At 46.0% G+C, this 25,792-nt stretch carries 17 protein-coding genes; 2 read left to right on the forward strand and 15 right to left on the reverse strand.

Features of this window, described 5'->3' with window-relative positions; all coding sequences use genetic code 11:
• Window positions 1-70 precede the first annotated feature (70 nt).
• The 5 genes from GC102_RS05365 to rsgA all read right to left on the reverse strand — a co-directional run bounded on the left by GC102_RS05365 (window position 71) and on the right by rsgA (window position 2,798).
• On the reverse strand, window positions 71-514 hold the full coding sequence (locus GC102_RS05365; protein ID WP_171688493.1) for a GatB/YqeY domain-containing protein: 444 nt from the start codon (window positions 512-514) through the stop codon (window positions 71-73).
• Window positions 515-522: 8 nt separating this feature from the next.
• Window positions 523-696 carry a 30S ribosomal protein S21 gene (gene rpsU / locus GC102_RS05370; RefSeq protein ID WP_029195880.1) on the reverse strand — a complete coding sequence of 58 codons (174 nt, stop codon included), beginning with the start codon at window positions 694-696 and terminating at the stop codon, window positions 523-525.
• Window positions 697-810: 114 nt separating this feature from the next.
• Entirely contained in the window at window positions 811-1,161 is a 351-nt protein-coding gene (locus GC102_RS05375) for a histidine triad nucleotide-binding protein (RefSeq protein ID WP_171688494.1), read from the reverse strand.
• Window positions 1,162-1,323: 162 nt separating this feature from the next.
• Entirely contained in the window at window positions 1,324-1,641 is a 318-nt protein-coding gene (locus GC102_RS05380; protein WP_171688495.1) for a hypothetical protein, read from the reverse strand.
• Between the two features lie 95 nt (window positions 1,642-1,736).
• Window positions 1,737-2,798, reverse strand: coding sequence for a ribosome small subunit-dependent GTPase A (rsgA, locus tag GC102_RS05385; RefSeq protein WP_171688496.1), 1,062 nt, complete (start codon window positions 2,796-2,798; stop codon window positions 1,737-1,739).
• A 192-nt stretch (window positions 2,799-2,990) separates the two neighbouring features.
• Here rsgA and GC102_RS05390 point away from each other — a divergent pair, with 192 nt between their 5' ends.
• Window positions 2,991-4,913: an FAD-dependent oxidoreductase gene (locus GC102_RS05390; protein WP_171688497.1), complete on the forward strand. Its 1,923-nt coding sequence runs from the start codon at window positions 2,991-2,993 to the stop codon at window positions 4,911-4,913.
• A 74-nt stretch (window positions 4,914-4,987) separates the two neighbouring features.
• On the opposite strand, the gene GC102_RS05395 is transcribed toward GC102_RS05390, so the two are convergent.
• The 8 genes from GC102_RS05395 to GC102_RS05430 form a co-directional block, all read right to left on the reverse strand.
• Complete coding sequence (locus tag GC102_RS05395; protein ID WP_171688498.1) at window positions 4,988-8,842, reverse strand: TIM-barrel domain-containing protein; 3,855 nt, start codon at window positions 8,840-8,842, stop codon at window positions 4,988-4,990.
• Window positions 8,843-8,897: 55 nt separating this feature from the next.
• On the reverse strand, window positions 8,898-12,179 hold the full coding sequence (locus GC102_RS05400) for a TIM-barrel domain-containing protein (protein WP_171688499.1): 3,282 nt from the start codon (window positions 12,177-12,179) through the stop codon (window positions 8,898-8,900).
• 156 nt (window positions 12,180-12,335) lie between these two features.
• Window positions 12,336-12,962, reverse strand: coding sequence for a thioesterase II family protein (locus tag GC102_RS05405; RefSeq protein WP_171688500.1), 627 nt, complete (start codon window positions 12,960-12,962; stop codon window positions 12,336-12,338).
• Window positions 12,959-16,672: a glycoside hydrolase family 31 protein gene (locus GC102_RS05410; protein WP_171688501.1), complete on the reverse strand. Its 3,714-nt coding sequence runs from the start codon at window positions 16,670-16,672 to the stop codon at window positions 12,959-12,961. Before GC102_RS05410 ends, GC102_RS05405 begins: the two co-directional genes overlap by 4 nt.
• A gap of 89 nt (window positions 16,673-16,761) precedes the next feature.
• Window positions 16,762-18,111, reverse strand: a complete 1,350-nt coding sequence (locus tag GC102_RS05415; RefSeq protein WP_171688502.1) for an ABC transporter substrate-binding protein — start codon at window positions 18,109-18,111, stop codon at window positions 16,762-16,764.
• 96 nt (window positions 18,112-18,207) lie between these two features.
• Complete coding sequence (locus GC102_RS05420) at window positions 18,208-19,038, reverse strand: carbohydrate ABC transporter permease (protein ID WP_171648256.1); 831 nt, start codon at window positions 19,036-19,038, stop codon at window positions 18,208-18,210.
• Window positions 19,028-19,912 carry a carbohydrate ABC transporter permease gene (locus tag GC102_RS05425; RefSeq protein WP_171688503.1) on the reverse strand — a complete coding sequence of 295 codons (885 nt, stop codon included), beginning with the start codon at window positions 19,910-19,912 and terminating at the stop codon, window positions 19,028-19,030. The genes GC102_RS05420 and GC102_RS05425 overlap by 11 nt, the downstream gene beginning before the upstream one ends.
• A 32-nt stretch (window positions 19,913-19,944) precedes the next feature.
• Window positions 19,945-20,970 (reverse strand): LacI family DNA-binding transcriptional regulator, encoded by a 1,026-nt coding sequence (locus GC102_RS05430; RefSeq protein ID WP_171648252.1) that lies wholly within the window; start codon window positions 20,968-20,970, stop codon window positions 19,945-19,947.
• Window positions 20,971-21,208: 238 nt separating this feature from the next.
• Here GC102_RS05430 and GC102_RS05435 point away from each other — a divergent pair, with 238 nt between their 5' ends.
• Window positions 21,209-22,345, forward strand: a complete 1,137-nt coding sequence (locus GC102_RS05435) for a hypothetical protein (protein WP_171688504.1) — start codon at window positions 21,209-21,211, stop codon at window positions 22,343-22,345.
• A 193-nt stretch (window positions 22,346-22,538) separates the two neighbouring features.
• Here the strand turns inward: GC102_RS05435 and GC102_RS05440 are convergent, their stop codons facing one another.
• Together GC102_RS05440 and GC102_RS05445 are read right to left on the reverse strand one after the other, a co-directional pair.
• Window positions 22,539-24,485, reverse strand: coding sequence for a stalk domain-containing protein (locus GC102_RS05440; protein WP_246320724.1), 1,947 nt, complete (start codon window positions 24,483-24,485; stop codon window positions 22,539-22,541).
• Window positions 24,486-24,626: 141 nt separating this feature from the next.
• A complete protein-coding gene (locus GC102_RS05445) occupies window positions 24,627-25,724 on the reverse strand; it encodes a chymotrypsin family serine protease (RefSeq protein WP_246320725.1) in 1,098 nt (365 codons plus the stop codon).
• Window positions 25,725-25,792 lie beyond the last annotated feature (68 nt).

A 25,792-nucleotide genomic window follows, 5' to 3' on the forward strand; every position in this document is an offset into this window, starting at 1 on the left:
AAACTTTCTTATGTGGAAACAAAAAACCGAGAGGACTTGGTCCACTCGGTCTTTTCTAACATATTTAGTATTAACCTAATAATTGTTGAACTAACTGATTGATAAGTTTACCATCAGCGCGTCCTTTGACCTGAGGCATCAATGCCGTCATCACTTTGCCCATATCCGCTTTGGAAGAAGCACCAATTTGCTGGATGGTCTGCTGTACAATGGCTTTCACTTCTTCCTCAGAAAGCTGTTGCGGCATGTACTCAGCTAGAATAACAAGTTCTGCCTTCAGGCTATCGGCCAAATCATCTCTGCCGGCCTTCGTAAATTCATGGAGGGAATCCTTACGCTGTTTGATTTCACGAGTTAGAACGTCAAGCACTTCATTGTCATCTAAGGCTCTTTTCAATTCAATCTCAGAATTCTTAATGGTAGATCGCACCATTCGAATTACGGAGAGTTTGAACTTGTCCTGACTCTTCATCGCTTGCTTCATATCTTCGTTCAATCGATCGCTTAAGCTCATGTTGCCTCCTAGAACTTTCTCTTACGAGCAGCCTCAGATTTAAGCTTACGCTTAACGCTAGGCTTGTCATAATGTTTACGTTTTTTAACTTCTGCAAGAATGCCATCCTTAGCGATGGAACGCTTAAAGCGACGAAGTGCAGCATCTATAGTTTCGTTCTTACGAACTCGAGTTTCTGACAACAGTTTTCCCTCCCTCCGAACAGACCATCTAAGACAAAACGGTTCATCAAATCTCATTATAGGTCATAGTAATTAGGGTGTCAATCGCAAACCTTTCGATTTGTGAAAGGAAGCTTAATTGTGCACTCCTAAAGGCGATAATCGTGCCCCAGCCATAAGATGATAATGAAGATGGTGAACAATTTGCCCCGCGTTAGCTCCAATATTCGTTATAACCCGATAACCAGATTCTTCTACTTCTAGTTCTCTAGCAATTTGCGCAGCCACTCGCTGAATTTGTCCGATCATGTTCCAATCCTCTTCTCCCGCATCGGCTAATGAAGCAATATGCTTCTTAGGAATGATAAGGACATGAATGGGCGAAGCTGGCTGAATATCATGAAAAGCAACAACTTGTTCGTCCTCAAACACTTTCTTAGAGGGAAGTTCCCCCGCAATAATTTTACAGAAAATACAATCACTCATTGTTCGGCTTGTCCCCCACTTTCGTGAAACTACTACTTTTAATTTTATCGGAAAAGAGCTAAAAAATCCAATCCAATCTACAATTTTAAATGGAATAATTGCAAAAAAAAGAAACATCTTATTGATTGTAAGATGTTTCTAGTTTGAACAGGTTTCATTCTATTAATAATATGGGAGTAAGGATAAGACTAGTAATCCAGCAAGCGGTAGGATTTGTCTGGCAAAGCGGCGCCTTGGAAAGCCGTAACCGTAACCCGGAAATCCATAACCTGGATATCCGTATGGGTAGCCAAAACCCGGATAGGGTAAAAAAGCTCTCATTTGTTCCTGATCCATTCCACCAATCGGAACGGCTAAGTACAGATGGTCATCATCCACATTTTCCACAATACCGTCATAAACCACACCACTTGTCATTGTGACGCTCACATAACGGTACATATGCTTTTTACATATCTCATGTGCTTCCTGATGTTTCATAGGCTCATCACACTCCTTTTTACCAACAGCATATTCAGCTATAGGCAAAAGGCTACTCTGTGAACGCGTTAGGGCTTATCTAACTACGAAAAATTTTAACGGTTATGCTGAGTTTTTAAGGACTGGCGCAGCTTTTTCCATTTCGCTTTCTCGGCTGCTTGAAGCCCTTTATCTTCTTTGCGCGCCAAATAAGCGAGTTCCTTTTGTAATTTTACGTAGTTATTAAATCGTTCAACTGCCAAAGTCCCTTCATCTAGCGCATGATTCACAGCGCATTTCGGTTCATTTTCATGCTTACAATCCTGAAAGTAACACATTTCTGCAAGCTCTTCGATATCTTGAAATGACGTGCTTAACCCTTCTGAAACATCCCACAGCTGGAGTTCACGCATACCTGGTGTATCAATCAATATGCCTCCTCCAGGCAGCGTAATGAGCTCGCGGTGGGTCGTAGTGTGCTTCCCTTTGTCATCCCCCGAACGAATATCCCCTGTATCCAGAATATCCTTCCCATAGATACGATTCACCAAGGTTGATTTGCCAACACCGGAAGAGCCAAGAAGCGCGACTGTTTGACCTGGAGAAATATAAGCGGCAAGCTCATCTAGTCCGCGATTTTCTGCTGAACTAATAATATGAATGGGCACACCAACCGCAACAGCCGCGACCTCTGCAGCAAGTGCTTCCGGATCCTCACATAAATCCGCTTTACTTAGAACAATAACCGGATTTGCTCCGCTCTCCCAAGCTAACACCATATAACGCTCAATACGGCGTACATTAAAATCTAAATTGAGTGCAGTGAACAGAAACACTGTATCTACATTTGAGGCAACAATTTGTTCTTCGGTGACTTGACCAGCGACTTTACGGGAAAACTTACTTTTGCGCGGTAATACAGCATGGATTGTTGCTCGCTGTTCTTCTCCCCTGATAGACAGTACAACCCAATCGCCTACAGCTGGGTAGTCTTCGCGCCGGAAAGCAAGATGCCGCATTTTACCCGATACCTCTGCTAGTGCTTCCCCGACTTCCGTCTGAACGCGATACATATGTTTATGTTCCAAGGACACCCGGCCAACTTGATATCCCTCGTTTAGGTAAGGTTCGAATGCTTTTTCAAAAAAGGAATTCCATCCTAAATCTTCATTTTTCAAGTGTTTATTTCATCCTCTCATGTGGTTCTATTCTGAAGTATAGACCGCTGGTATCGACATCACACGGTAAATAATGATTTAGATTGTTTTTTCCTTTTTCAAACTTTATGCGTATGGTCAATTAATATGTAGACTGGAAGTCTATTTTTGCATATAATAAGAGTAAATCGATGGTTGGAATGGAGTGAGCGGATGAGCCAATTCATGAGAGCCTCCACCCGCAAAAAGCGTGATGTGATGATGGAAGTCGCCTTAACCATGTTTATGGAAAAAGGGTATGAGCATGTATCCGTAGACGATATCATCGCGGCGACAGGATCATCAAAGGGAACGTTTTATCATTATTTCAAAAGCAAAGATGCTATTATTTCTGCCCTTTACAGCAAACAAATTCAATTGATTCAAGAATGGGTAAAGCAACCTCCCTCCAAGGTACAATCCCTTGAAGGACACATTAATCGCTTATTTTTAGACTTATCGTCCAATATTCAATCTTCACCCCGATTAGTCCGCAGTTTACAAGCTTTATCCTTGCAGAATGAAACCATAAAAACGGAAGAACAACAGCAATTAAACGTATTATCTGAAAGTTTGTTACATTGGCTTCCTGAACCAAGAAAAATCGAACTGCTCGTTTGCATGTATGCGGGAACGGTCCGCACATGGTGCAATCAAGATGACGCCGATTTACTTTCCATGATGAAAAATAACTTAGCCTGGCTTTGGGTAGGTTTGCGCTCCAGCGAGCCCTACGTATCCCTACAGGTAGAACCAGTCCCCAAGGAGGAAAACAAAATGAAAGTAGCAATTATTGGTGGAGGCTTGGCCGGATTAACAGCGGCTGCTTATTTATCTGAGAATCCACATGTTGAAGGTATCCTTTTCGAGCGCAGTCCGCAGCTTGGAGGACGGGCTTTTACTTACGAAAAAGCAGGATTTACACTCAACTATGGCGCACATGCCATCTATGGGATTGATCGTCATACGTTAACAAACATGGAACGTGAACTTGGACTATCTTTCTCTTCTAAGCAAGTTGATAAGCGCAAAGTTTTTTACGCGAAACATAGTCAGCTTACACCAGCACCACTCGACGCGATTAACCTTTTAAAAACTGATCTGCTCAGCACAATGCAAAAAGTAAGATTCGTCGGTGAAATTACAGCCATTATCGCGAATATTCACAACTTAAAAAACTACGCAACTCTTGCTGATTATTTGGCAGAGTCCAATGCAGACGAGGATGTTAAAGAGTTATGGGAGCATCTGGTTTGCTCCAACTTCTTCATTACACCTGAAGATGCACGCAATGTATCCGGGGCGGTAATCAGCGAGTACTATCACAACTTGTTCCTTTCATCGAAGCCCGTCAATTATATATTGGGAAGCTGGGCCGTTATTACGAATCAGCTTAAGCAAAAGCTTACAATGTCCGGTAAATGGGAAATTGCCCTTCAAGAAGGCGTGGAGAACCTCCGTTACGCAGATCGTAAATTTGTACTGCAAACCAAAAACCGTGAAGTCGCCTTTGACAAAGTGATTTTCGCTATGCCGGTTCAGCAAGTCGTCAAACTTCTGAAGGGTACAGCGTGGGAGCCGTTCCTAGCTCCGTATGAATCCAATACAGCAACCGAAGTCATGGTGTATGACGTTGGATTAAGCCGTGTTGTCGCGAGACCCTTCAGCTACATCAGCGACATGGATAACAAGTTGTTCATCAGCGATGTTTCCGCGACAGATCACACACTGGTACCAGAAGGTGGGCAGCTGCTGCAGGGTATCGCATACTTAAGCGACCGCTTTGATAACGAGGAGCAGCGCAAAGCATATCTCGAAGAAAAGAACGTCCAAATGGAAGCTCTATTTGATAAACATTATCCAGGCTGGCGCGATGTCACAGCCGTGAAACGGGTTTCGAAAAAAGCGATGGTATCCAGCGTGAAAAACATTGCTTCCAACAATCTGCTGCCGATACGCGTGGAAAACGTGCCTTTCTACTTCTGCGGAGACGGCTGTACAGGCAAGGGAGAGCTTGCAGAACGCGCATTCTCAAGTGCCCGCACCGCGGCGTTATCTATTGTGCAAGAAGTTCAGCAAGCACTTCAAAGTGTTTAATAATCTTTACACGAATACGTATTATAACGAACAAATAACCAGCCCTCCCATTCGCGGGAGAGCTGGTTATTTGTTTATTGTTTGGTCACGCGCACATCATCAAAGTGAAGCGTAGTTCCGCCAGGAGAATCCACGTAAAATCCAACATCGATCTGACCATTGGTCACCATAATATCACTTACACTGATGTATTTCCAATCACCGCTGTTACTGATATTCGCATAAATGGCAGATCCGCCATAGTTTTGAATTTCGGCTCTGGCCGTCGTAGGTGTCGTACTCTTCATGCGGACCCAGGCTTCGAATTTGTATTTCACATTATTAACAGGAACACTAATGGTTTGATGGATGCTTTGTTGATAGGCGCCTGCTGCAAAGAAGTATGCCCGCTTATCACCCGTCCATGGGGATTCCGGCGGATTGGTTGTTGAGCCGCTATCAACGCCATAAGCAACAGCTTGCGTGCCTGGATGCCACTCCACCCAATTATGACTTTGACTCGTGTCACGTTCGAAACCAGGATTGTCTAACAGATTCTGCTCAGAAACCGGCGTTCCCGCTGCCGAAGTTGAAAGAAGCAAGCGATCTAAGTTGATGTTCCCACTGTCAGCAGCATCGTATTTAAACGCAATCGTGTTTGCCCCTGCGTTTAAAGTCACCGTTTGCACATTATCCTGCCAGACATTCCAATTCGTACCAGCACTCGTGAAACTGGTTTGTCCTAGCTTGGTTCCATTGATGTAAGTACTCAACGTTTTCGTTGCTGCACTGCCATTAGCATATCGCAGCGCTACCCGATAGCTCCCAGCGCTAGGGACATTCACATTGTATTTCACCTGCGCACCTATAGCACTTAATCCGTCTACAAATGCTGTACCACTATAGTACCAATGGTTCGTGTTCATAGCACTGCCACCAGAAAGCTCAGCACTCTCTGCTTCATATTTACCGATGGTTGGTGCAAAGGGTATCGTAATGTTATCAATGTTAGCATTGCCCGTATCGCCCGCATCGGAGTAATACTTATAGGTCACAACATTCACACCGGCCGTCAGTGGCAGTGTCTCTGATTGGGTAGACCATGTGTCCCAATTCGCGAGATTAGCGAGTGAGGTGGACTTCACCCTTTTTCCATTAACAAAAATACTGACAGACTTAGCTGAGCCTGAAGCATTCGCATAACGTAGGGAGACATTATAGTCACCGCCTGTTTTCACCTTTGGATAGAAAGTGACACCCGCGCCTGCATTGCCCAAACCATCAACAAATCCAGTTCCGGTATATCCTGTATGATTGGTATTAATGGAAGCTTTTGTAGCAACCGTACTGCCAGAAAGCGACGCATCCTCTGCTTCGTATTGTGCAGAAGTTGCACTCACTGCAGTAACACCCGTAACAGCAATAGCTTTAGAGGAAGCTGTACCTGCCGTCACTTTCACATAGGTCACATCCCCATAGATGTCCTTCCCAGTTGCCCAGCCTTCCCCAGCGGCAGCTTTTAATGCTTGCAAGCTTGCATAGGACGTCATAGCCGCACTGTTATTCGTTACGGAAGTCCCAGCTGAACCATGCAGCTTAACGATATAGGATTGCAGTGGTGGCGTGTAGCTCCCACTTTTTGCCCCTAATGTAAAACTTAGCGAGCCTGCACCATTATCCTGCGCAGTCATATTTTGCTTAAAATAAGTGCCGCCTTCGTAGTTATAGCTGGCGCCATCATCATCGTAGTACGTGAAACTCGACTGCGTCGTATCCGGAAACACATCCACATCAACGGAAGTGACGGAAGCCTGCCCAACGTAATCCTGCACTTTCTGTGTTGGAATAATGGCACCTTTTTTAATAAAGAGAGGAATGTCTGTCAACGTGTCCGGATTAACCGAGTAACGGATGGTTTGACCGCCGTTTATTGCATTACCTCGCGCATAGTCAATCCATGAACCAGACGGCAAATAGATATCTTTACTCGTCTGCTGTTTATCTACCACAGGCGCAGCTAGCAGCCAGTCACCGAACATCCAAGCATCCGTGTAATTTTTGACAGCAGCATCCGTCGGATATACCTGCATCAAGGGCCTAACGAGCCCATTCCCATTCTCGTAAGCACTTCTCTCATAGGCATACATATAAGGGATCAAGGAGTACCGCAGCTGAATAGCCTCTTTGGAAGCCTCTTCCGCCGTCGATCCGAAGTACCATGGCTGGCGCTGCTGATGGTTGTTCCCATGTACACGGAAAACAGGTGTTAAAGCGCTGAACTGCATCCACCGTGCGTATAAATCGGGATTCGGATTGTTCGTCGTGCCATCCTGCTGATTGAATCCGCCAGTGTCCATGCCCCATTTCACCTGGCCGTTGTTCACTGAGGATAGCATAACTGCCCTTTGCTCCTGCATTCCAGCAGCCCAGTTGATCCGCTCGCCTTTATTGTATTGAATGCCAATATCACCAGACCAAAGCGTAGTCGCATACCGCTGGGCACCTGGGTAGAAAGTTCTAGCGGTTTGCCAAACACGCTGTGCTCCACTCGTGTAAGCCCTTTGACCCTCGTACATGGTCTGAGACATGTGGCCCGTTGTGAAATTACCAAACCAATACGAAGCTCCACCCGAAGATACTTTATCCGTCTCGTCATTCCACCAACCAACGATTCCTTTATCGAGCGCATCTATGGAATGATTCCAGAACCAGGTACGTTCGCTAGCATTATAAGGATCGATACTGCGTACAGTTACGGGTATGAAATAATCCTGATACTCGTTATGGCCCGGATAAAAATAACCTCCGTTCGTCGCGTCCGTCCCCTGGGTCGTCACATTCGTAGAAGCATCCTTGGTAACGATTCGGGGTTTCGTAATTCCGATCATTTTGATGCCTTTAGCATCCATTGTTGTCTTTAGAGAAGTCGTGGAAGCAGAAGGGAAATTAGTCGCATTCCACGCGAATTCACCATAGTTGGTTTCCCCGTACTTTTTCCAGTCATAGTCAAAGGCGTAAGCATCTATAGGGATATTTTTGGCACGATACGTATCCACATTATTCGTAAATTCCGTTTGATTCGTATCCCACTCAAAGTTCATGAATCCAAGCGACCACTTAGGAAGCATGGGTGGTTTCCCCGTGATTTCCCCTACGCCGGTCATAATTTCTTGAGGGGTTCCGAGCATAATATAATACTCCACGTTTTGTTTCGCATAACGACGTCCCTCAGGAGGGGTTCCACCATAATAAAACTCCATTTGGCCGGTCGTGCTATCTGTATAGGGGTAGCCGCCATCGCTATCGACTAATAATCCATAACCCGCTGTACTCCAAATAAGCGGACCACCGGAATCCCCCTGTTCACCTGCATGGGCAGCATGACTGGACGAATTCCGCAGCAGATCACCCCCGCTATCAAAAGCATTGAAGCTCCGGATGCCATACATATTGTCCCCGGTGGCATGAACGAAGCGCACACCGTCTGAGAATACACCACCGCCGGATGGTTCCCAGAATAGCGTAGTGCCGTCAGCCTTTTTGACCGTCATTCGAACGGGGTTCTTGGTAATCTCAATCTTCATAGTGGAGGTCGTGATGGTCATTGGATTGGCTGCCGTGTTAATCGTAGCTCCTACAGCTGACCAAGTTTTATTTGGATCCAGCATCGGTGTCTTCGCGCTTGCCGCTATGCCATTCGGTCGATAATCTACCTTCAAGATACCATTTTGCACCGCTTGTACAACCAAGAGGTCATCACTCGGCTCCGCACCATTATCAACCGTTAACGTCAAGGTATCTCCAGTTACGCTCGAAGAGATGAGATTGCCTAAGCTGCTGACATAAGCATGAGCAGGAGAAGCAGGAAGCAAGGTAAGGGTTGAACCAAACAACGTAAATGCTGTGAATAAAGCAAGGATACGTGGAACTTCTTTGTTTGGTGGACTCATCAATGATACTTCCTTTCGATTAGAAATTAAGGGAGGGACTTGCCCTCCCTACTTTTTATTGCTCTACAATCGCGATGTTATCGAGATTAATGCCAAGTGAACTGGTACCATCATAGCTGACTTTCACCGTGTTGAGACCAGCACTCAGCGAGACGCTAACCGTAGCCGTCCCCCATGTATCCCAGTTTGTTGTTTGCGGTAAAGCAAGGTCCGTCACTTTCGTGTTATTCACATAAATGGCTCTTGAGCCATTGCCTGCTCCGGATGAATAGCGAACCTTCATCGTATAAGTACCTGCGGCTTTGACAGAAACATCGAAGATGACATTGTCTCCCAGAGTCTCAAAGCCGTCTACAAATCCAGTACCTGTATAACCCGTATGGTTCGTGTTCGTAGTTACGCCGCTTTGCGTTCCGAACTCAGCTTCATATTCCACCTTATTGACGCCATTTAGTACAACAGATTGAGCAGATGCACTTGAACCAAGCTTTACGTAAGTGAATTTCTGTACTGAGTCGTAATACCAGCCTGTCGATGCTCCGATTAAGGCGGTTAATGTACTGTACTCTGTCATCGCAGAACCAACCACCGTTACAGAGGAAGGCTTAGTCGTATACACTTGCAATGTCTTCGTAGAATTAATTGCTGGAACAGTGACTGTTTCTTTATTCAACCCATATTGCTCTGTAGACGTTATGATTTTCACCGAACCGCCTATATCATCATTCCAGTCATACGTTGTAGTACCAAGCGGATAAATGCGGAATGAGAGGTTGGTGTAGCTCGTCAAGCTGTTGCCAATGGTCCCACCTACCTGATATTGCGCGTTCAAATTCAACGGAAATATGCTGCCGGACTTCACAAAAACCGGTAGATCATCTATCCCGGCATTGTAGCTGATTGTTCGACCGCCAGGACGCTGAGCACCGAACCAGAAATCGATCCAATCCCCCTGCGGAAGATAAATACTCTTGTTTGTTTCTCCCTGATTCATGACAGGAGCAACGAGCAAATTTCCCCCGAACATATATTGCTGCGTCAAACCGTACGTGTTCGTGTCTGCCCCATATTCAAGCGCCATGGCGCGCATCATCGGAACGCCAGTATCACTTGATTTCTTTGCCTCGCTATAAATATACGGAAGTAAATTCATACGTGTATTCGTATATTTGGCAAAATGACTAATGATCGTATTGTCGCCTGTACGCGCTTGTGCGTTCCATGGCGAGCGCTCCTCGTTAATACCGGAGCTGCCGTTAGACTCGGAATGAAACTGCATGACCGGTGCAAAAGCGGCCATTTCGGTAGCTCGTTTATACAACTCTGCCGTTGGATAAGTGCCTGTGAAGCCTGCCATATCCCAACTCCAATAAGGAACGCCAGACATACTTGCTGTGAGCCCTGCGTTCACAGCCTGTTGAAAAGCACCAAAGGTCGACTCTTGGTCACCGGACCAGAAAATCTGATTCGCCTGCGCGCCTTGTGTGCCTGATCGACTGAAGGAGACCGCATCGGCTTTCTTCGAGCGTGCGTACTCGTTATATGCCTTCACATACTCATTTGGGTATTGATTGCGCATTTCATCTCCTTTCTTACCGTTTGCGAAGGTATTCGAGCGACCCCATACCATTTCACCGCCATCTGTTTTGAAGCCGTCAATTCCTACACCATCAAACAGATAAGCGCGTTTAGACATCCACCAGTTTTTCGCGGTCGTATTTGTAAAATCGAGCAGCAAACTGTTCTCGAACCATTGTCCTGTTGGTATCCGGTACTGACCTCCACTGCCGTTGCCCACAGCATAATTCTGAGCAGTCATATAAGCTTCGTCATTATCTTTCTGGGTATAAGGCGTTGAAGTCCATTTCTGAATAGGGACCTGCCAGAGCACCAATTTCATCCCATTGTTATGCACATTGTCCGCCATAGCTTTTGGATCCGTCCATTTCCCTGTTGTCGGGAAAGTGAAATCGGTGTAGGCATGCGCAGCGCTGCCCGTTTTTGGGGTATACGTGGCATCATTGAAAATGTAAAACGTGTTCTCATCACTCCACTGTTCAAGCACAACTGCCGTTGCCGGAATATTGTTGGTATTCGCGTTATTAATGGCTGTAGTCACCTTGGATTGACGATCCCACTCGTTAGCTGACATCCATAACCCGAAAGCCCATTTCGGCAGCGCGGTTGGCTTACCGGTAATGTTAGCGTAGTTACCCACAACATTTTTCAAATCATTTCCGTAAATGAAATAATAATCCAGTGTCGAGGCAGCACTACCCCCTGTATCAGCCGTAAAGCTGAACATATCGGTGCGTTCGGTTGCCAATCGAAATTTGGAATAATACGTTGAATTTACGAAAATGCCATATCCGCTGCTGTTAAGCATAAAAGGAATTGCCATGTAGGTTCGGTCATTTTGATTCTTATACTGATTGAACACGTAGGTGTCCACATCATTTCCGCGTTTACGGAAGTTGTTGTAATGCTCGCCAAAGCCAAAAAACTCCTCTGAAGTCGGCGAATAGAAATGATCTTCTACCTTGTTGACGATGGTACTGCCATTGGTTAGCCAGGCTATGTTACGATTCGTGGTGCTGTCATATTGACGGGCAATCAACGTCGTTCCATCAGGCTTATACACACTAAGTTTGAAAGGATACTTATCCACCTTCACCTTCAGCTTAGAGGTAGTAAGCCAAGTGGTTGATGCGGTATCTGAAACCGTGTAATTGCTAAGTCCACTGCTTAACGTTCCTGTTCCAGTTGGAGAAACCTGAACACGGAGTACATCGTCCGCTGAAAAAGACAGGTTGATCTTCGGCGTCAAAGTGCCTGTATTCGGCACCGCATTCAGCACAACACGGTTCGTATTATTCGTTATGGAGCTGACACTGCTAATGGATTCCCATCCAGTTACCGTAAAAGTAAAAGGTCCACTAGTCTTCTCATTCGCGCCATCCTTGTTGCCATGAACGGTATAACTGATCACATCCCCTTTTGCAAAAGTGCCAAGGTTCGCTTCCCAGTAAGTGTTGTTCCCGCTGTTGTATTTGTAAGCTGCTCCGACAGCAGCTTGATTGACACCATTTTTCGTCCAGGTCACCCAAGCCGTTTGACCAGATTCTATGGGCCACGTTGTTATTTTGATATACACGGTGTCGCCAGCAACGGGATCTCTTGGACTCCGCTCCGTTGCCTGAATCTCGTACAGATCATCGATGCCGTATGGCGCATGATGAACACCATCAATGGCATAAATAGGTGGGACGAAGAGACAGAAACAGAGCAAACAAGAGAGAGAAAATCGGAATGGTACCGATAAATTCCTTACATACATAAACGTTTCCCCTTTCGTACCGAAATTTGTTTGCTAAACACGAATGACTTAGAGGCTCCACTACTGTTATTCCTCGCCATGTATGCGCCGCTCCAAGCATCCCCCCTTTCAATATTGGGCGGCCACGAATCCTATATAATCGTGACCGCCGTTTGCTTACATCAGATATTCCCTTTCTACAATCGTCTGTGCGAGCTGCAGCCATTTGTTTGAATCCGATTGCCAGTAGTGATGATCGCCTTCACAAACGTGCACATCGCATATTTTCGCGGTATAACGGCTCCACTCCGACAGATGATCAACTAGCGCATGTTCATCCTTCTTACCTGTAAAAACACTGAACCTAGCACGAAGTGGCTCTCTATTGACCTGACCACGATATTCCTCCACAGGCAGGCAGCCAATCTCAGGTGCATCCTCCTGCATGCGATTCAGTACACTTCGAGGCCGAAGAAGATGCGGGGCGCTGCAGCCAGATAGAAATAAGTGCCTTGGCTCAGCAATGCCTTCTGCTTTCAAGCGATGACTGGCCTCAAAGGCAAGCAAGCTGCCCCAGCAGTGGCCGATAAACACATATTCTTCACTAGGCATCAGCTGCTGCTTGACGTATTGACAGGTCTCGTGCAGAGCTTGCTCCCACAGTTCAGAGGAAACCTCGCGCATGGATAATCGGGCTTGACTCAGTTCAATATGTTGGAACCTAACACGAGCGGGTAATCCTCTGCTCCAAGTAAGGTACGACTTTGAGTGATCTCCACAGTGAGGGAACCCGAACAAAATCACTGCGCTATCACCAGACTTCCTGCCGATTCCGAGACAGTAATGAGTAGATTCTTTTGGCTAATCAAATAATGACCCGGAAGCAGTAGTTCCACACGATCGACTGGTGAGAGTTCCGTTTCTGAATTTGAAACGATGGATACACCTTCTGGTTGATGTAAAATAAAGGTTATTGCTTGATTATGACTAAGACTGCTTGACCAGTGCAAACGAATCTGACCACTGACTCTTTTTGCTGAAATGTTCACACGATTGCCTAGGTCATCCTCAAACTCTGCCTGCAGTTCACCCACAACATAAACTCGGAAACATAAATGCTCATAACGGTTTACGCTATTGCCCACATGATCACCAAGTGAATAATTCTCAGCGAGATTGAGCGCAATGATACTATCCTGTTTCTGATAAACAGGGATCGTTTCCAAAGGTGCAGCAACTTTCATTAGGCAAGGACCTTGGACCTCATCTTGATCGAACAAAGATAACCATGACCCTTCCGGGAAATAAATCTCTTTAGCACCATGGCCCTCCTCCGTAACGGGAGCAACCAGCAAGCTTTCTCCGAACATGTACTCACTAATCATTTCGGTACAATGCGGATCAGTAGGGAATTGAAGGGACATTGCACGCATCATAGGCAGCCCTGTTCGACTGGTACGGATCGCTTGATCATAGATGTAAGGCAAGAGGTTCATTCGAATGTCTGCGTACCTTTTGTATAAATCGATGACAAGCGGCTGATTTGTTCGTTCAGCGATGTTCCACGGCGTTCGGTCTTGATTGAACTCGCCTTTCGTTTCAGCATGATACTGCATCACTGGGCAAAAAGCTGCCATTTGTGTGGATCTTATAAACAGCTCCGCCGTCGGAATGTCCCCATGAAAGCCACCCAGATCCCAGCCCCAGAACGGGATGCCCGACATACTGCTGGATAACCCGGCAATCATCGAGGAACGGAAGGCCTGGAAGGTCGAACGCTCGTCGCCAGCCCAGTGCATCGGGTACCGCTGCGCTCCGGTGTAGCCCGCCCGGCTAAAGGTAATGCCTCCATCTTTGGCATACTGCTGGATGAAATCGTAATAGCTGCCCACATACAAATTCGGATACAAATTGCGCATTTCGCGGCCGGTAGAGCCATCATAGAACTGCAGATCGTGACCGAAGACGAATTCGCCGCCATCTGTTTTAAAGCCATCCACACCGATCTCATCTGCGAGGTATTGGCGTTTATTAAACCACCATTTCGCCGCTTCTGGATTCGTAAAGTCAAGAATATGGCAATCCTTAAACCAGTTATAAGGCAATGTGTACGGCTCCCCATCGGCCGTTTTCACACAGTAACCTTGCTCCAGGAGTGTAATTTCATCCTGATCGCGCTGACCGTGAGTAACGCCATACATATGTTTATGAATGGGTATTTGCCATAAAAGCACCTTCAAACCCTGCTCATGCAGCTCTTCGACCATTCCCTTCGGATTCGGCCAACGGCCCCATTCCGGGAACTGGAACTCATCATAGTGAAATGGTTCGTTACCGTCTTTGACATTGTACTGCGCATCGTTAAAAATATAGAACGTCGCTTCGTCACTCCATTGCTCGATAACTAGCACAGTGGACGGGATTTGATACTTCGCCGTTAACTCGGCCTGTTTCAAAACATCTGCCTGGGAATCCCAGTTATTGCTGGACATCCATGGTCCAAACGACCACTTCGGCGGCAATACAGGTTTGCCCGATAGATGGGTGAACTGTCCGACCATCGTGAGCGGCTCCTCCGCAAATAAATACGCAACCAGCTGTTGATTTGCCTGCGACACATCCGCTTCTACTTCAACAAGATCAGATAATCGTGTATGAAAACGGAAAGTCGAATAAAGCGCCGTATCCACGAAGATCGCATATCCACCTGAGGATATGGCAAAAGGAACCGGCATGTACGTCTTCAGTCCTTGATCCCGGTACTGATTGTACACATATTGATCGACTTCATGACCCGAATATTCATAATGGGAAAAACGTTCCCCCATGCCGAACCAGCGATGCTCCGGCCTCGTTTGCAAGTTCAATCGAAGCTTATGCAGGCACCCCGTGCCATCGGTTAATGCCTCGATAAGCGGCTTCCCTTCGGCGGCGAAGCCCTCCATCAGCACGCCCTCCGTGCTGCGCAGCGCGAGCGCAAGCTTGCCACCGCGCACCTCGGCTTCCAGCCGTGCGCGTCCAATATCCAGCGCCGCCCGCCGTACCGGCGCGCCCTGCAAGCGTTCGCCGTCTGCGGCGAACGTCAGCTTGATCGCGCCGCTCGCGTCGGCGCGGAAAGACAGCTGTGCGGTGCAAGTGTCCACCGCACCGTAAGCCAATTCGACGACGAAGCCATCCGTCGTCTCGTACATAGCATGGACGCGCTCCAGCGCCGTCCATGCCCGCACTTTAAAGCTGTAAGTCGCTGAACTCAGCGACTTGCTTCCGGTTTGAAGCGCAAAGGCATAGCTGACCTCGTCACCTGCAAGGTAATGGCCAAGCTGCGCTTCCCAGACCTTTTCCCCGCCGTCCGTCACTTTCATGACGGCGGTCACGGCTTCGGCAGCCGGAATGCCACCCACGGCGGCCTGCACGGTCACGACCTGACTCGCTTGAAAAGGCTGAGCCAAGAGGCGTACCAGCACCGAATCGCCTGCTTCGGGATGACGGGGGAACCGCTCGTAAGGCAGGATGACATAAGGGTCATCGTAACCCGTCGGTTGATGCACCAGAGAGACGCTGTCCAAGCTGTCACTGCGGACATCACCGGAAACAAGCGCAGCCTGAGCAAGCTCCAACAGTACGCCCCCCCATGTACTGACGGGTGGCTCCCCTGCATGTTCACGCCAATAAGTGAGCAATAATGGCTCTTTGGCTGTAAAAGCGTCTACCTCATACAGCTTCAAATATTCCTTCTGATGCAACTCCACTTGAGCGAGCAGTTCTTTCGCCCGAACCGTGTCCCCTTTTTTAGCGTAGTACCACGCCAAAAGACAGGTAAGATCAGATCGCTCACAGCCTCCATAAAAGGTGTCGCCAGCTTTGAATCTTACACCTTTTCTAACAAGTGTTTCTTCCAGTTTATACAATGCTTCGATCAGAATACGGTCTTCAATACCCAGCATACCGAATGGAATCGCCGCTGTGAGGATATCCCCATGAATCGCTGTGTCACCTAGTTCACTGACAACTCGGCCCTCTTTAATGAAGCTAGCAAAGACAAGCTCACGGATCGCCTTCAGTAACCGCACACCCCGCTCGCCAACTCCGTTCTGAATATTGGCTTGAACCGCAGCGAAGTACATCGCCAAATGACTCAAATAAATCCCTTCGCTTCCACGCTGCAGCCAATGAGGCTGCGGTTTCTGCCAATGGGTATCTAGAAGTAAGGTGGCTTCCTCGATGATCCCTTCTGTTTCCAACCTAAAATCCTGATCTTCCGTTACCTTCAGATATTCTCCGAAAGCCCATATCCGAAGCGCCACATCTGTCAGCGCCAACTGTCCCTTAAATTGATCGCTGCTCATCAAACGCAGCACAGGTAATGCACGCTCCGATTCACCTCGCTGAATAAGTGCATAACTCAAAAAAGCAATATCTCTAAAAGTGGCAAGCTGCCCTGAGATCGTAACCTGACCTGTATGTTCATCTAAAAAGTAAGTAACATTCTGATTTGAATCTACTGTTTGCACCATAAATCCTCCTACTCCATACGTGTATGAATGAGAAAGGGGCCGTTGCCGCAACAATGCCCCTTCCCTGCCGACTCTATGTCAGCACTACGCTATTTAGTTACTAGTTTTTCAATCTTTGCTTGCGCTTCATTTAGTGCTTTTTCCGCTGTATAATCGGATTTCAATTTCGCTTTATCCAGCTCGTCGCCAATTGCTTTAGTCAAGTCGTTCCATTTGTCCGGAATTGGACCTACTGGCGTAAGTACAAGCGAATTCAATGCTTCAAGCACGATTTTCTTCGAAGCTGGCGGCGTTTGTTTGAAATAAGCCTCCATGACTTTTTCATCAGAAACAGCAGGTACACTCCAGCCCTTCTCAATCCGTTTGCTAACAACGGAAGGATCGGAGGACATGAATTTGATAAACTTCCAAGCTGCTTCGGCATTTTTCGTTTTTTCAGAAACAACAAGGCCATCCGCAAAGAAATGATGTGCTTTCTTCGTATTCCCAGGCTCCAGTGCAATATCCCATTTGAACGGGGCATCCGCAAAGCGGCCAAAGTTCCAAATTCCGCCACGCAGCATAGCAAGCTTACCCGCTTTAAATGCGTTTAAGTCAGCATCTGGCTGGTTAAAAGTATCATCGTTGAGCGCTGGAGACACTTTATACTTTTTCGCTTTATCCAACATCCAGTTCAAGGCTTCTATATTTTCTTTACTGTTTACAGTAGGTTTGCCATCTGCACTCCAGATACCTCCGCCGTTCTGAGCAATTGTTTTGTAAAACTCATAGAATTGAATTGGCGAGTAGGTTCCCCATACACCGCTTTTGGCGTCGGTGAGCTTTTGAGCCGCTTCCAGCTCCTGCTTCCACGTCCAATCCGCCTTCGGATACTCAACTTGCTTTTTGTCAAACAAGTCCTTATTATAGAAAAGAACTACGTCTGAAAATGACTCTACGACTCCGTATTGCTTACCGCTATATTTGAAAGAGTCATAGGCTAGACCTTTGTAGATTTCCGGCTTGAACGTCGTGTCTTTCGCAATGATCGGCGTCAAGTCTTTTAGTGTATTTTTGGCTGCATAAGAGACGAAGTTTTCGTAGCCGACCTCAAATACGTCAGGCGCATCCCCCGATGCGAGCTGTGTATTGAGCTTCGTGTAGTAGTTATTGTAATCGACGATATCCACTTTGACTTTCACGTCTGGATTGGCCGACTCGAATGCTTTCACCATATCGCCGAGCGTCTGCTCTTGCGAACCGCTTGCGGTATACTGCATGAACTTGAGGGTAACTGGTTCTTTCTTTGTCTCTGGTGTTGCCGCTGCCGTTGCAGCAGCCGTCGGCTCTTGTTTTGGCGTTGACGTTGTTTCTTTTTTCGTATCCGTTCCACACCCCGTAGCTGCAAGAGAAACAACCACACTTAACGCAACGACCCAACCTGTTTTTTTAGTAACCATCTTTAAACCCTCTCTTCTTATGAATTTTCTTCAGTTAACTTACCTTTGTCATTTTTTTATCACTTACATCTCAAACGGCTTCCATCACCCCTCTCATTATCCTTTAACGCCACTCATGGTCATTCCCTTAATGAAGTATTTCGATGCGAACAAAAACACAATGAAAATCGGTATAAAGCTGATCACATTCCCCGCCATCAAAATGTTCCACTCCGTCGCCCATCTGCCCTGCAGCTTGCTTAGTCCAATCGGAAGTGTCATCAACTCCTTATCGCTCGTAATAATTAGCGGCCATAAAAAATTGTTCCACGAAGCCATGAAAGCAAAAATGGCTAGCGTTGCTAAAGCAGGTTTACTAAGCGGAAGAATGATACTCATAAACACCCTCAAATAAGAAGCTCCATCCATTCTTGCCGCCTCAATCAACGGATCAGGAATGGTCATGATGTGTTGTCGAAGCAGGAAAGTCCCGTAAGCACTGAAGATTCCTGGCAAAATGAGACCGAGATATGTATTCGTCAAGTGCAGTTTCTGAAACACGATAAAGAGCGGCGTCATCGTCACCTGCATAGGAATCATCATCGTGATCAAATAGAGAACGAAAAGAGTTTCCCTGCCTCGGAACGGTATTTTAGCAAAAACAAATGCAGCCATCGCACACACAACGATCTGAGCTGCCGTCGTCACTAAGGAAACGCCTACACTGTTGCCCAAAAAGCGATAAATCGGAAAGTATTTCGTAATCTCGACGTAGTTGCTGAATTTAAATGTATCGGGAATTAAATTAGGCGGCATTCTGACGACTTCCAAGTTATCCTTAAAGGAACCCGACAGCATCCAGACGAAAGGAAACATGAGAACGACAGCCGCCACAATCAAAATGAGGTGTGAAAGCAAGTTCCGATATGGCATATATTTATCTGTCATAGGTAACCCACCTTTTCTGAAGCTGCTGCTGAACGATGGTGACGGCGAAAATAATGACGAATAAGATCCATGATTGCGCAGAGGCAAAGCCCATTTTATAGCTTTGAAAAGCATTCCCATAAATTTGCTGCACAAGCGTGCTCGTTTGACCAGCAGGACCGCCACCCGTCATAACTAGTACCTGATCAAAGAGCTGGAACCCATTAATGAGTGATATGACAAGTACGAAAAAGATGCTAGGCGTGAGCAGCGGCAGCGTTACACGGAAAAACTGCCCAAACCCGCCTGCGCCATCAATCGTCGCCGCTTCGTAATAATCCTCCGAAATATCCTGCAGCCCCGCAAGAAGTATGACGGTCACATAGCCGATATCCTTCCATACACTTACCGCGATAATGGAGGGCATCGCCCATACAAAGTCCTGCAGCCAAACAGGTCCTTGAATTCCGATTAGTGAAAGCAGGTAGTTAATGAGTCCGCTCTGTCCATTCAGAAGCCAGCGCCAAACGATGGAAACAGCTACCCACGAGGTGATGACGGGTACAAAGATGAAGATCCGATAAAGCTTAATACCTCTTAGCTTCCTATTTAGTAAAACCGCGAACAGTAAACCAAAAGCAAGAACAGAGGGCAAGTAACCAAGGATGTATTGAAGAATGTTCTTCAATGATGTAAGCGTTTTCTCGTCCTGCAAAGCTTCGGTGTAATTATCCACCCCAACGAACTTCGCCGGGGTTAACAAATCCCAATTCGTAAAGGAGATGACAGCAGATGAAAGCATCGGGATGAGTTGGAACAGAAACAAACCCGCTAAACTTGGTAATAAAAATCCGATAATGACAACTGCTTTGGAAAATCTTTTTTGTCCGACCATGACGTTCTCCTTTTCCGATTCCTACGTGTTAATTATTCCTTGGCTCTAACGGTTGCTCTCTCCACAATCGTTAGCGGCAGCATGATTTCATTCGCTTCTTGCTCCACACCGCCTTGAATCATGTTGATGAGGTGTTCGGCGGCAATAGCGCCTTTTTCAGTAATATTTTGCCGGATTGTTGTTAAAGGCGGGATAAACATCTTCGACATCGTGATATCATCAAAGCCAATGACCGAGATGTCTTCAGGGACTTTTTTACCCATGTCCATCAAACTCCGAATCGCTCCGAATGCAACCATGTCCCCCGTAGCAAATACAGCGGTGATTTCGGGAAACTTGTTTGCAATGAGCTGTCCTGCTGCCATACCATGCTCATAGCTCATAGATTCTTCAAATACATAGTCTGGGTTATAAAAGAAATTCGCTTCACGAATCGCGCGTTTGTAGCCGAGGAAACGCTTCTCGACAACACCGTCTTTACGAATCGCTCCGGTCACGAGTCCAATGTTGGAGTGACCCTTATCGATCAGGTACTTCGTCGCCAAATATCCGCCGTATTCGTCATCAATGCCGATTCGCTTGAAATAACTGTCGTTAATGTAACTGTCGATCAGGACAATCGGAATATTAATCTTCTTAAAGCCGTCATAAAACTGTTCGGGATAAATACCCATCATAATGGCACCATCCAGATTACGTTGCACGGATAAATCCAGATAACTTTCCCCTTGGTTAACTCCAGATAACAAGAGGTGGTACCCATACTCGCGAAGCTTGCCTTCAATTCCACTTATCATTTCGCTGTAGAAAGGGTTTTCAAGTATAAGCTGCTTGTGGGATTCTGTCTGTGGAATCACGATGCCAATCAACTTGGATTGGTTTTTGACTAAACTTCTCGCTGAGAAATCCGGTATGTAGTTTAAGGTTTCAATAATTTTCTTAATGCGCTCGATCGTCTCATTGGAGACTTTATCCGTCCTGCCGTTTAATGCATAGGACACTGCGGCTGCTGATACGCCTGCGACTTTGGCTACATCTTTAATTGTTGGTTTCTTCATTCCTCAACCCTCTTTAGTTAGTTACACGTTTAACTAGATTATATGACACAATTGCCCATATTACAATATGAGAGCGCTATCTTTTTACCATTAAATTGATTTATCAGTTACGCGTTTAACTAAATTATTTTTAATGTCTATTTGAAATGGGCGAATTCGGTGCGAATTCGGTGCAACTTCATGCAGCGTCAGCCGTCTAATCAATAGTGAATGAACATCTGTTGGGGGTGCTTTTCGTATGAAAGTTAAGCGAAGTTTGAAGTTATATGCGGGGATCATCATTGCAATTGCAATTATCCTGTTTGTTTTGAACATAACACTGCAGCCTCCCCCTAAACCATCGAATCCTGCAGCAACTATCCCGCCTAGTACAACGATACCAACAAACTCAGATCCTGTTCGTTCAAGCTCGCCAACCCCAGTTGTTCCAATCGACTTAAAACCAACGATGCGTTGGTATGATCCTGCATCTATTCGTATCGGAGATCAAGTAGCCGCGTGGAAAATCACGGATAAGCAGCAAGAAACTTACGGTAAAGGATCTGTTGCCTACACCATGGAAAGTGAGGCAATAATATCCGGTTCGTTTATGGTTAACTACGAGGATGCAGATTACAATAGCAATCAAATAGTGTTTATTGCAGATGAGGAATCCTCCTTTGGATTACCTCAACCTCTAGTTTTTAAAGGACATTCCAACAGAATGATTCTGCATATACCTAAATCCGAAGATCAGATTAGATTCGGGATTCCAGGTTCTACGGGCCGTGCAACAATCGTCATCCATAAATACTTTTCGGTTTACGCTGACATCCTCGAAGGAGTTTCCGATGTCGCGGAAGTTAACCATATTAACAAGGTGGAAACTACGCCACCCCCTGCCACGGAAATCGTACAAACTGAATTTAATAAAACGCTTCAAACTTTCCCTTTGTCTCCACTCGCTTTGGATGCTGGCAAAGAGACGGATGCTGAATCACTTCAACTCATGCAAGATTGGTTCAAGCAAGTTAACAATCAATTCACCAAAAGCTTAGGTTCATTTCATTTCAAACGAATTAGCCCTGCACAAAAAGATCAACTTCAAGAGTGGCTTATGCAGTCTTTCACCGAAGCCAAAGCCAAAGAAATACTTGCCATACACGCACCCCAATCAGGAATTCACCATCTTCTTTCCAGCAGTTCACTTGATCTTAAACCATTTGGTGAAGTCAAAGAAGTTAAAAATCAGGAGCTCAAACTTGAAGATTCAGAGACATTAAGTTTTAAGGCTTTATACATCCTATCAGGCACCCATGACGCTCAGTTCACTTATGTTCTAAAACGTGTAAATGGGGCTTGGAAAATCCATCAATATGCGATGAAACTTATATGAAGAAAACGGCATATTCCTTCCTTGACGAGCGTGTTTGTCAAGGCTGATGCCAAGTGACTTACGCCCAAGACGTATGTTGTATAAAGTACAACAATGACTGATACTATAGTCTACTTTATAGAAAAAAAGCTGCTCCAACGCTCTGACTATCTTATCAGGCGATGGAACAGCTTCTTTTCATGAAGTCATTCTTCTATTTAGTTGTTATGGTAACCGTTCTGCTTGTGCCATCCCAAGCGACTTTGCCGCCAAATGTTTCCCCAACAAATCGAGCAGGTGCAAGTGTATAACCATTCACTAGCTGAGCTGGCTCATCTAACTGCACAGCCTTGCCGTTCACATACACTGTTTTCTGATCAAGAGTTAGGCGCAACGTTGTACTTCCTTTTTTGGCTGTAACTGTTCTAGTTGCTGCCTCATAATCAACGGTTGCACCCATTGCTTCGAAAATCGCACGCAGTGGCGTTAATGTTGATCCTTTTACAATGACAGGCGCTTGCTCAAATTTCTGCTCATTCCCATCAATTTCAACAGATACTTGTGAGGATAAACCGAAGGTACGCAAAGCTGTTTGTTTACCGGCTTTATTATAAACCCTGATCTGAATGACGGAACCCTCTGGAACATCCCCAGCTCGCAGCTCAAGACCGTAAGGCAGATCTGTTTGAGAAGCAATCACTTGTCCGTTTAAGATATACTCTACTTTACCAATGTAAACGTCAGGTATTTTAACAAAGGGAATTAACTTGGTTTTTTTCGTAAAAGCCTGATGATTCGCATCTACGGGTACATAACCAATACGATCAGTAGGTTTTGCTGCGTCCGTTACCTTGGATAACAAATAAGGATTAGCAATTAATTTGCTGTAGTAATTTTGGATCTCAGATGAAGTGGAAAGTGAATAGTCGTTTTTCGCGTTTTCCATCTTTTGATCGACATTAAAGTAAGTGATTGCCTTCAATCTTGGATATTTATAAGGCATAATCTCATATAAACGCTGCAGATTAAGCTTCGCCCATTCCGTGAAGTCTTCGCCTGCCGAGTGCGCATAATGCGGGACTCCCGTTTCACTTAACATTAACGGTTTACGGTCCGAATAGGTGTTGTAAAGTCTCGTTAACCTCTCAACACTACTCGTAGAAATCATGGAAGGCAGAGACGGATCCCCGTTTTCATAAGGCTCAATATATAAGCTAACCCCAACCCAGTCTACATAAGCATCTCCCGGATAATAAGGGTCAATATCATTCGCTGGTACATCACCAGGACTCCAAACCATCGCGACATTCGGAGCTTCAGCAGCGAATACATCGTGCAGCATACGGAATTTAGCAATATATTGGGCTGGATTACCATGCCATTTGACCCAAGCGCCATTCATCTCCCCTGCAAAACGCAAGAAGATTGGGATTCCTGCCGCCTTGGCATCTTGTGCCCATTTGCGCAAATAGGTGCCGTCTGTCACCGGATCTAAGCCATCGTCAGGCTCCCACGCAATTTGTAAAGCGCCACCTGCATCTTTAGCTCTCTTCGCATAGGTAGCAGGGAATCCTTGGCCCCAGTGTGCATAAGCCAAATAAATCGCGTGTTTTTTACCATAAACAGTTTCCATCTTCGTAAAAATATTACCTACCTTGGGATCCTGCTCCGAGTATATCCCTAGATAAGTGCCATATGTAGGTTCAAACTTGGCCAATTGGCTGTTCTTAGGCAAGGCTAACTGTTGTACCGTCGTTTCATTACGATCCTGTCTATACAATTCAACCGTTGTTCGAATTTGATCAGCACGCTGCAGCTTAACAGCCCCCCAATCCTTTCCTGCTTTCACCCAATATTCGTTTTCGGACTCGTAATAGCTAATCGCTTGATCGTAATCACCGAGTGTATCGTAATAGGCGGCCAAGTTTCCGTTAAATAAAGCTGCATTCTCCCATTCTCCAGCACTTGCATAATGATTAGCTAGGAATTTCCAATGCGGCACAGCCTCATCTTTATTCCCACTTGCACGAAGTGACTCTGCTTGCTGCCAGTGATCCCATACGATGTCTGCACGAGCAGGCGCCGGCGCACTTGCTAGGCTAGCTGCTATGATTCCTACAGCCAACGTCATAATTCCGATTCTTTTTTTAGTGATTTTCAAGATAAGGTGACTCCCTTCGACCCTCTGTAAGTTTTTTATGTCCTTAACTAATACGTTTCGGATGGAATAAAGTAGCATTTTGTCGAAAAATAAAAAAACCAATGTGAGTAAACTCATTGGTTTCGGATGAAATGACAGTATTTACTTCGAGGACTTAACTAGTACAGCGCGAGTACGTTTACGTTGTTCATCTGTTAATTGCTGAACGTATGCATAGTTGCCTCGCGGAGCAATCCCTTTAATCGCACCGGCTTTGAAAGTTCCACCTGGGGCTGGAATGGCAATGCGTAACCCGTACGTGGACATAACTGTACCAATTGGATTACTAATCGAACGGAGGCCATCCGCTGTACCCGCGAAATTGAGCGCCGCTGCAAAGCGATCCGATGCGCGAAGCCATACGGAACCGGAATCACCAGGGAGCGAAACAGGTCCTGTATTCCCACGAATAACCGATTGATTTCGGAACAATAATGTCCCTAAAGTTCCTCCATAAGAAACACGTACATCCACATTATTGGCTTCTACTCTTCCTCTGACAAACCCAGTTGTACGACCCGATTTAAACACCTGAAGACCCACAGGGTAGCTTAATAAGTGACCAGGAACTGTAACTAACTGCCCCGATGCACTGACTAAGTATCTTGGATTCAATAAGCTATTTGAGAACGGCAGGGCTATCGCTGAATCTTGGAAATTGACTGCACCTGGGCGCAATCTCACGAATTGAAAGGCTCTCCCTATGGTATTACCGGCAATTGCTGCATCCGCTGGCCCTGGTTGCACGGTTGCTGAGAAGGCTGTGGAGTTGTTTTTAATGAGAACATGGTTGTTGCTCAGAATATAAAGCTGGTTGTTTTTAATCACTATGACGCCTGCTGTTCCTGTGGAGAATGGATCCGGTTTACCAATACTTACTCCCCCGGGGACGGGACGAATTCTATTGCGAAACAATGTTGGCCTGATGGCTTTTGGTTTAGAAGATGAGACACTCGTTTTAAACATCCCAGAAGGCACAAAACGAACGGGAACAGCCTTGCCTGCTTTGGCAACCATTCCTTTTAGGCTGCTCAGACTGGAGGGGACGGTTTTTTGATGCGTATAAACAATAACGCCTGCTCCGAGTGACGGTTTACTGGGATCAGCATAGCCAACACCAACTGCCATGACCTCGGATCTTTTTAGTAAAACGGGGGAAATTCTGTTCTTATGTTTTAGCGCCTCATTAAATGTAGCCATTCACATTCTCCTCTTCCCTAAAGATGTTGCAGTGTATGCCAACTTGTACGAATCGGTTTGATGACTTC

The sequence above is a fragment of the Paenibacillus germinis genome (genome assembly GCF_013141785.1).
Taxonomy (GTDB): Bacteria; Bacillota; Bacilli; order Paenibacillales; family NBRC-103111; genus Paenibacillus_E; species Paenibacillus_E phytorum.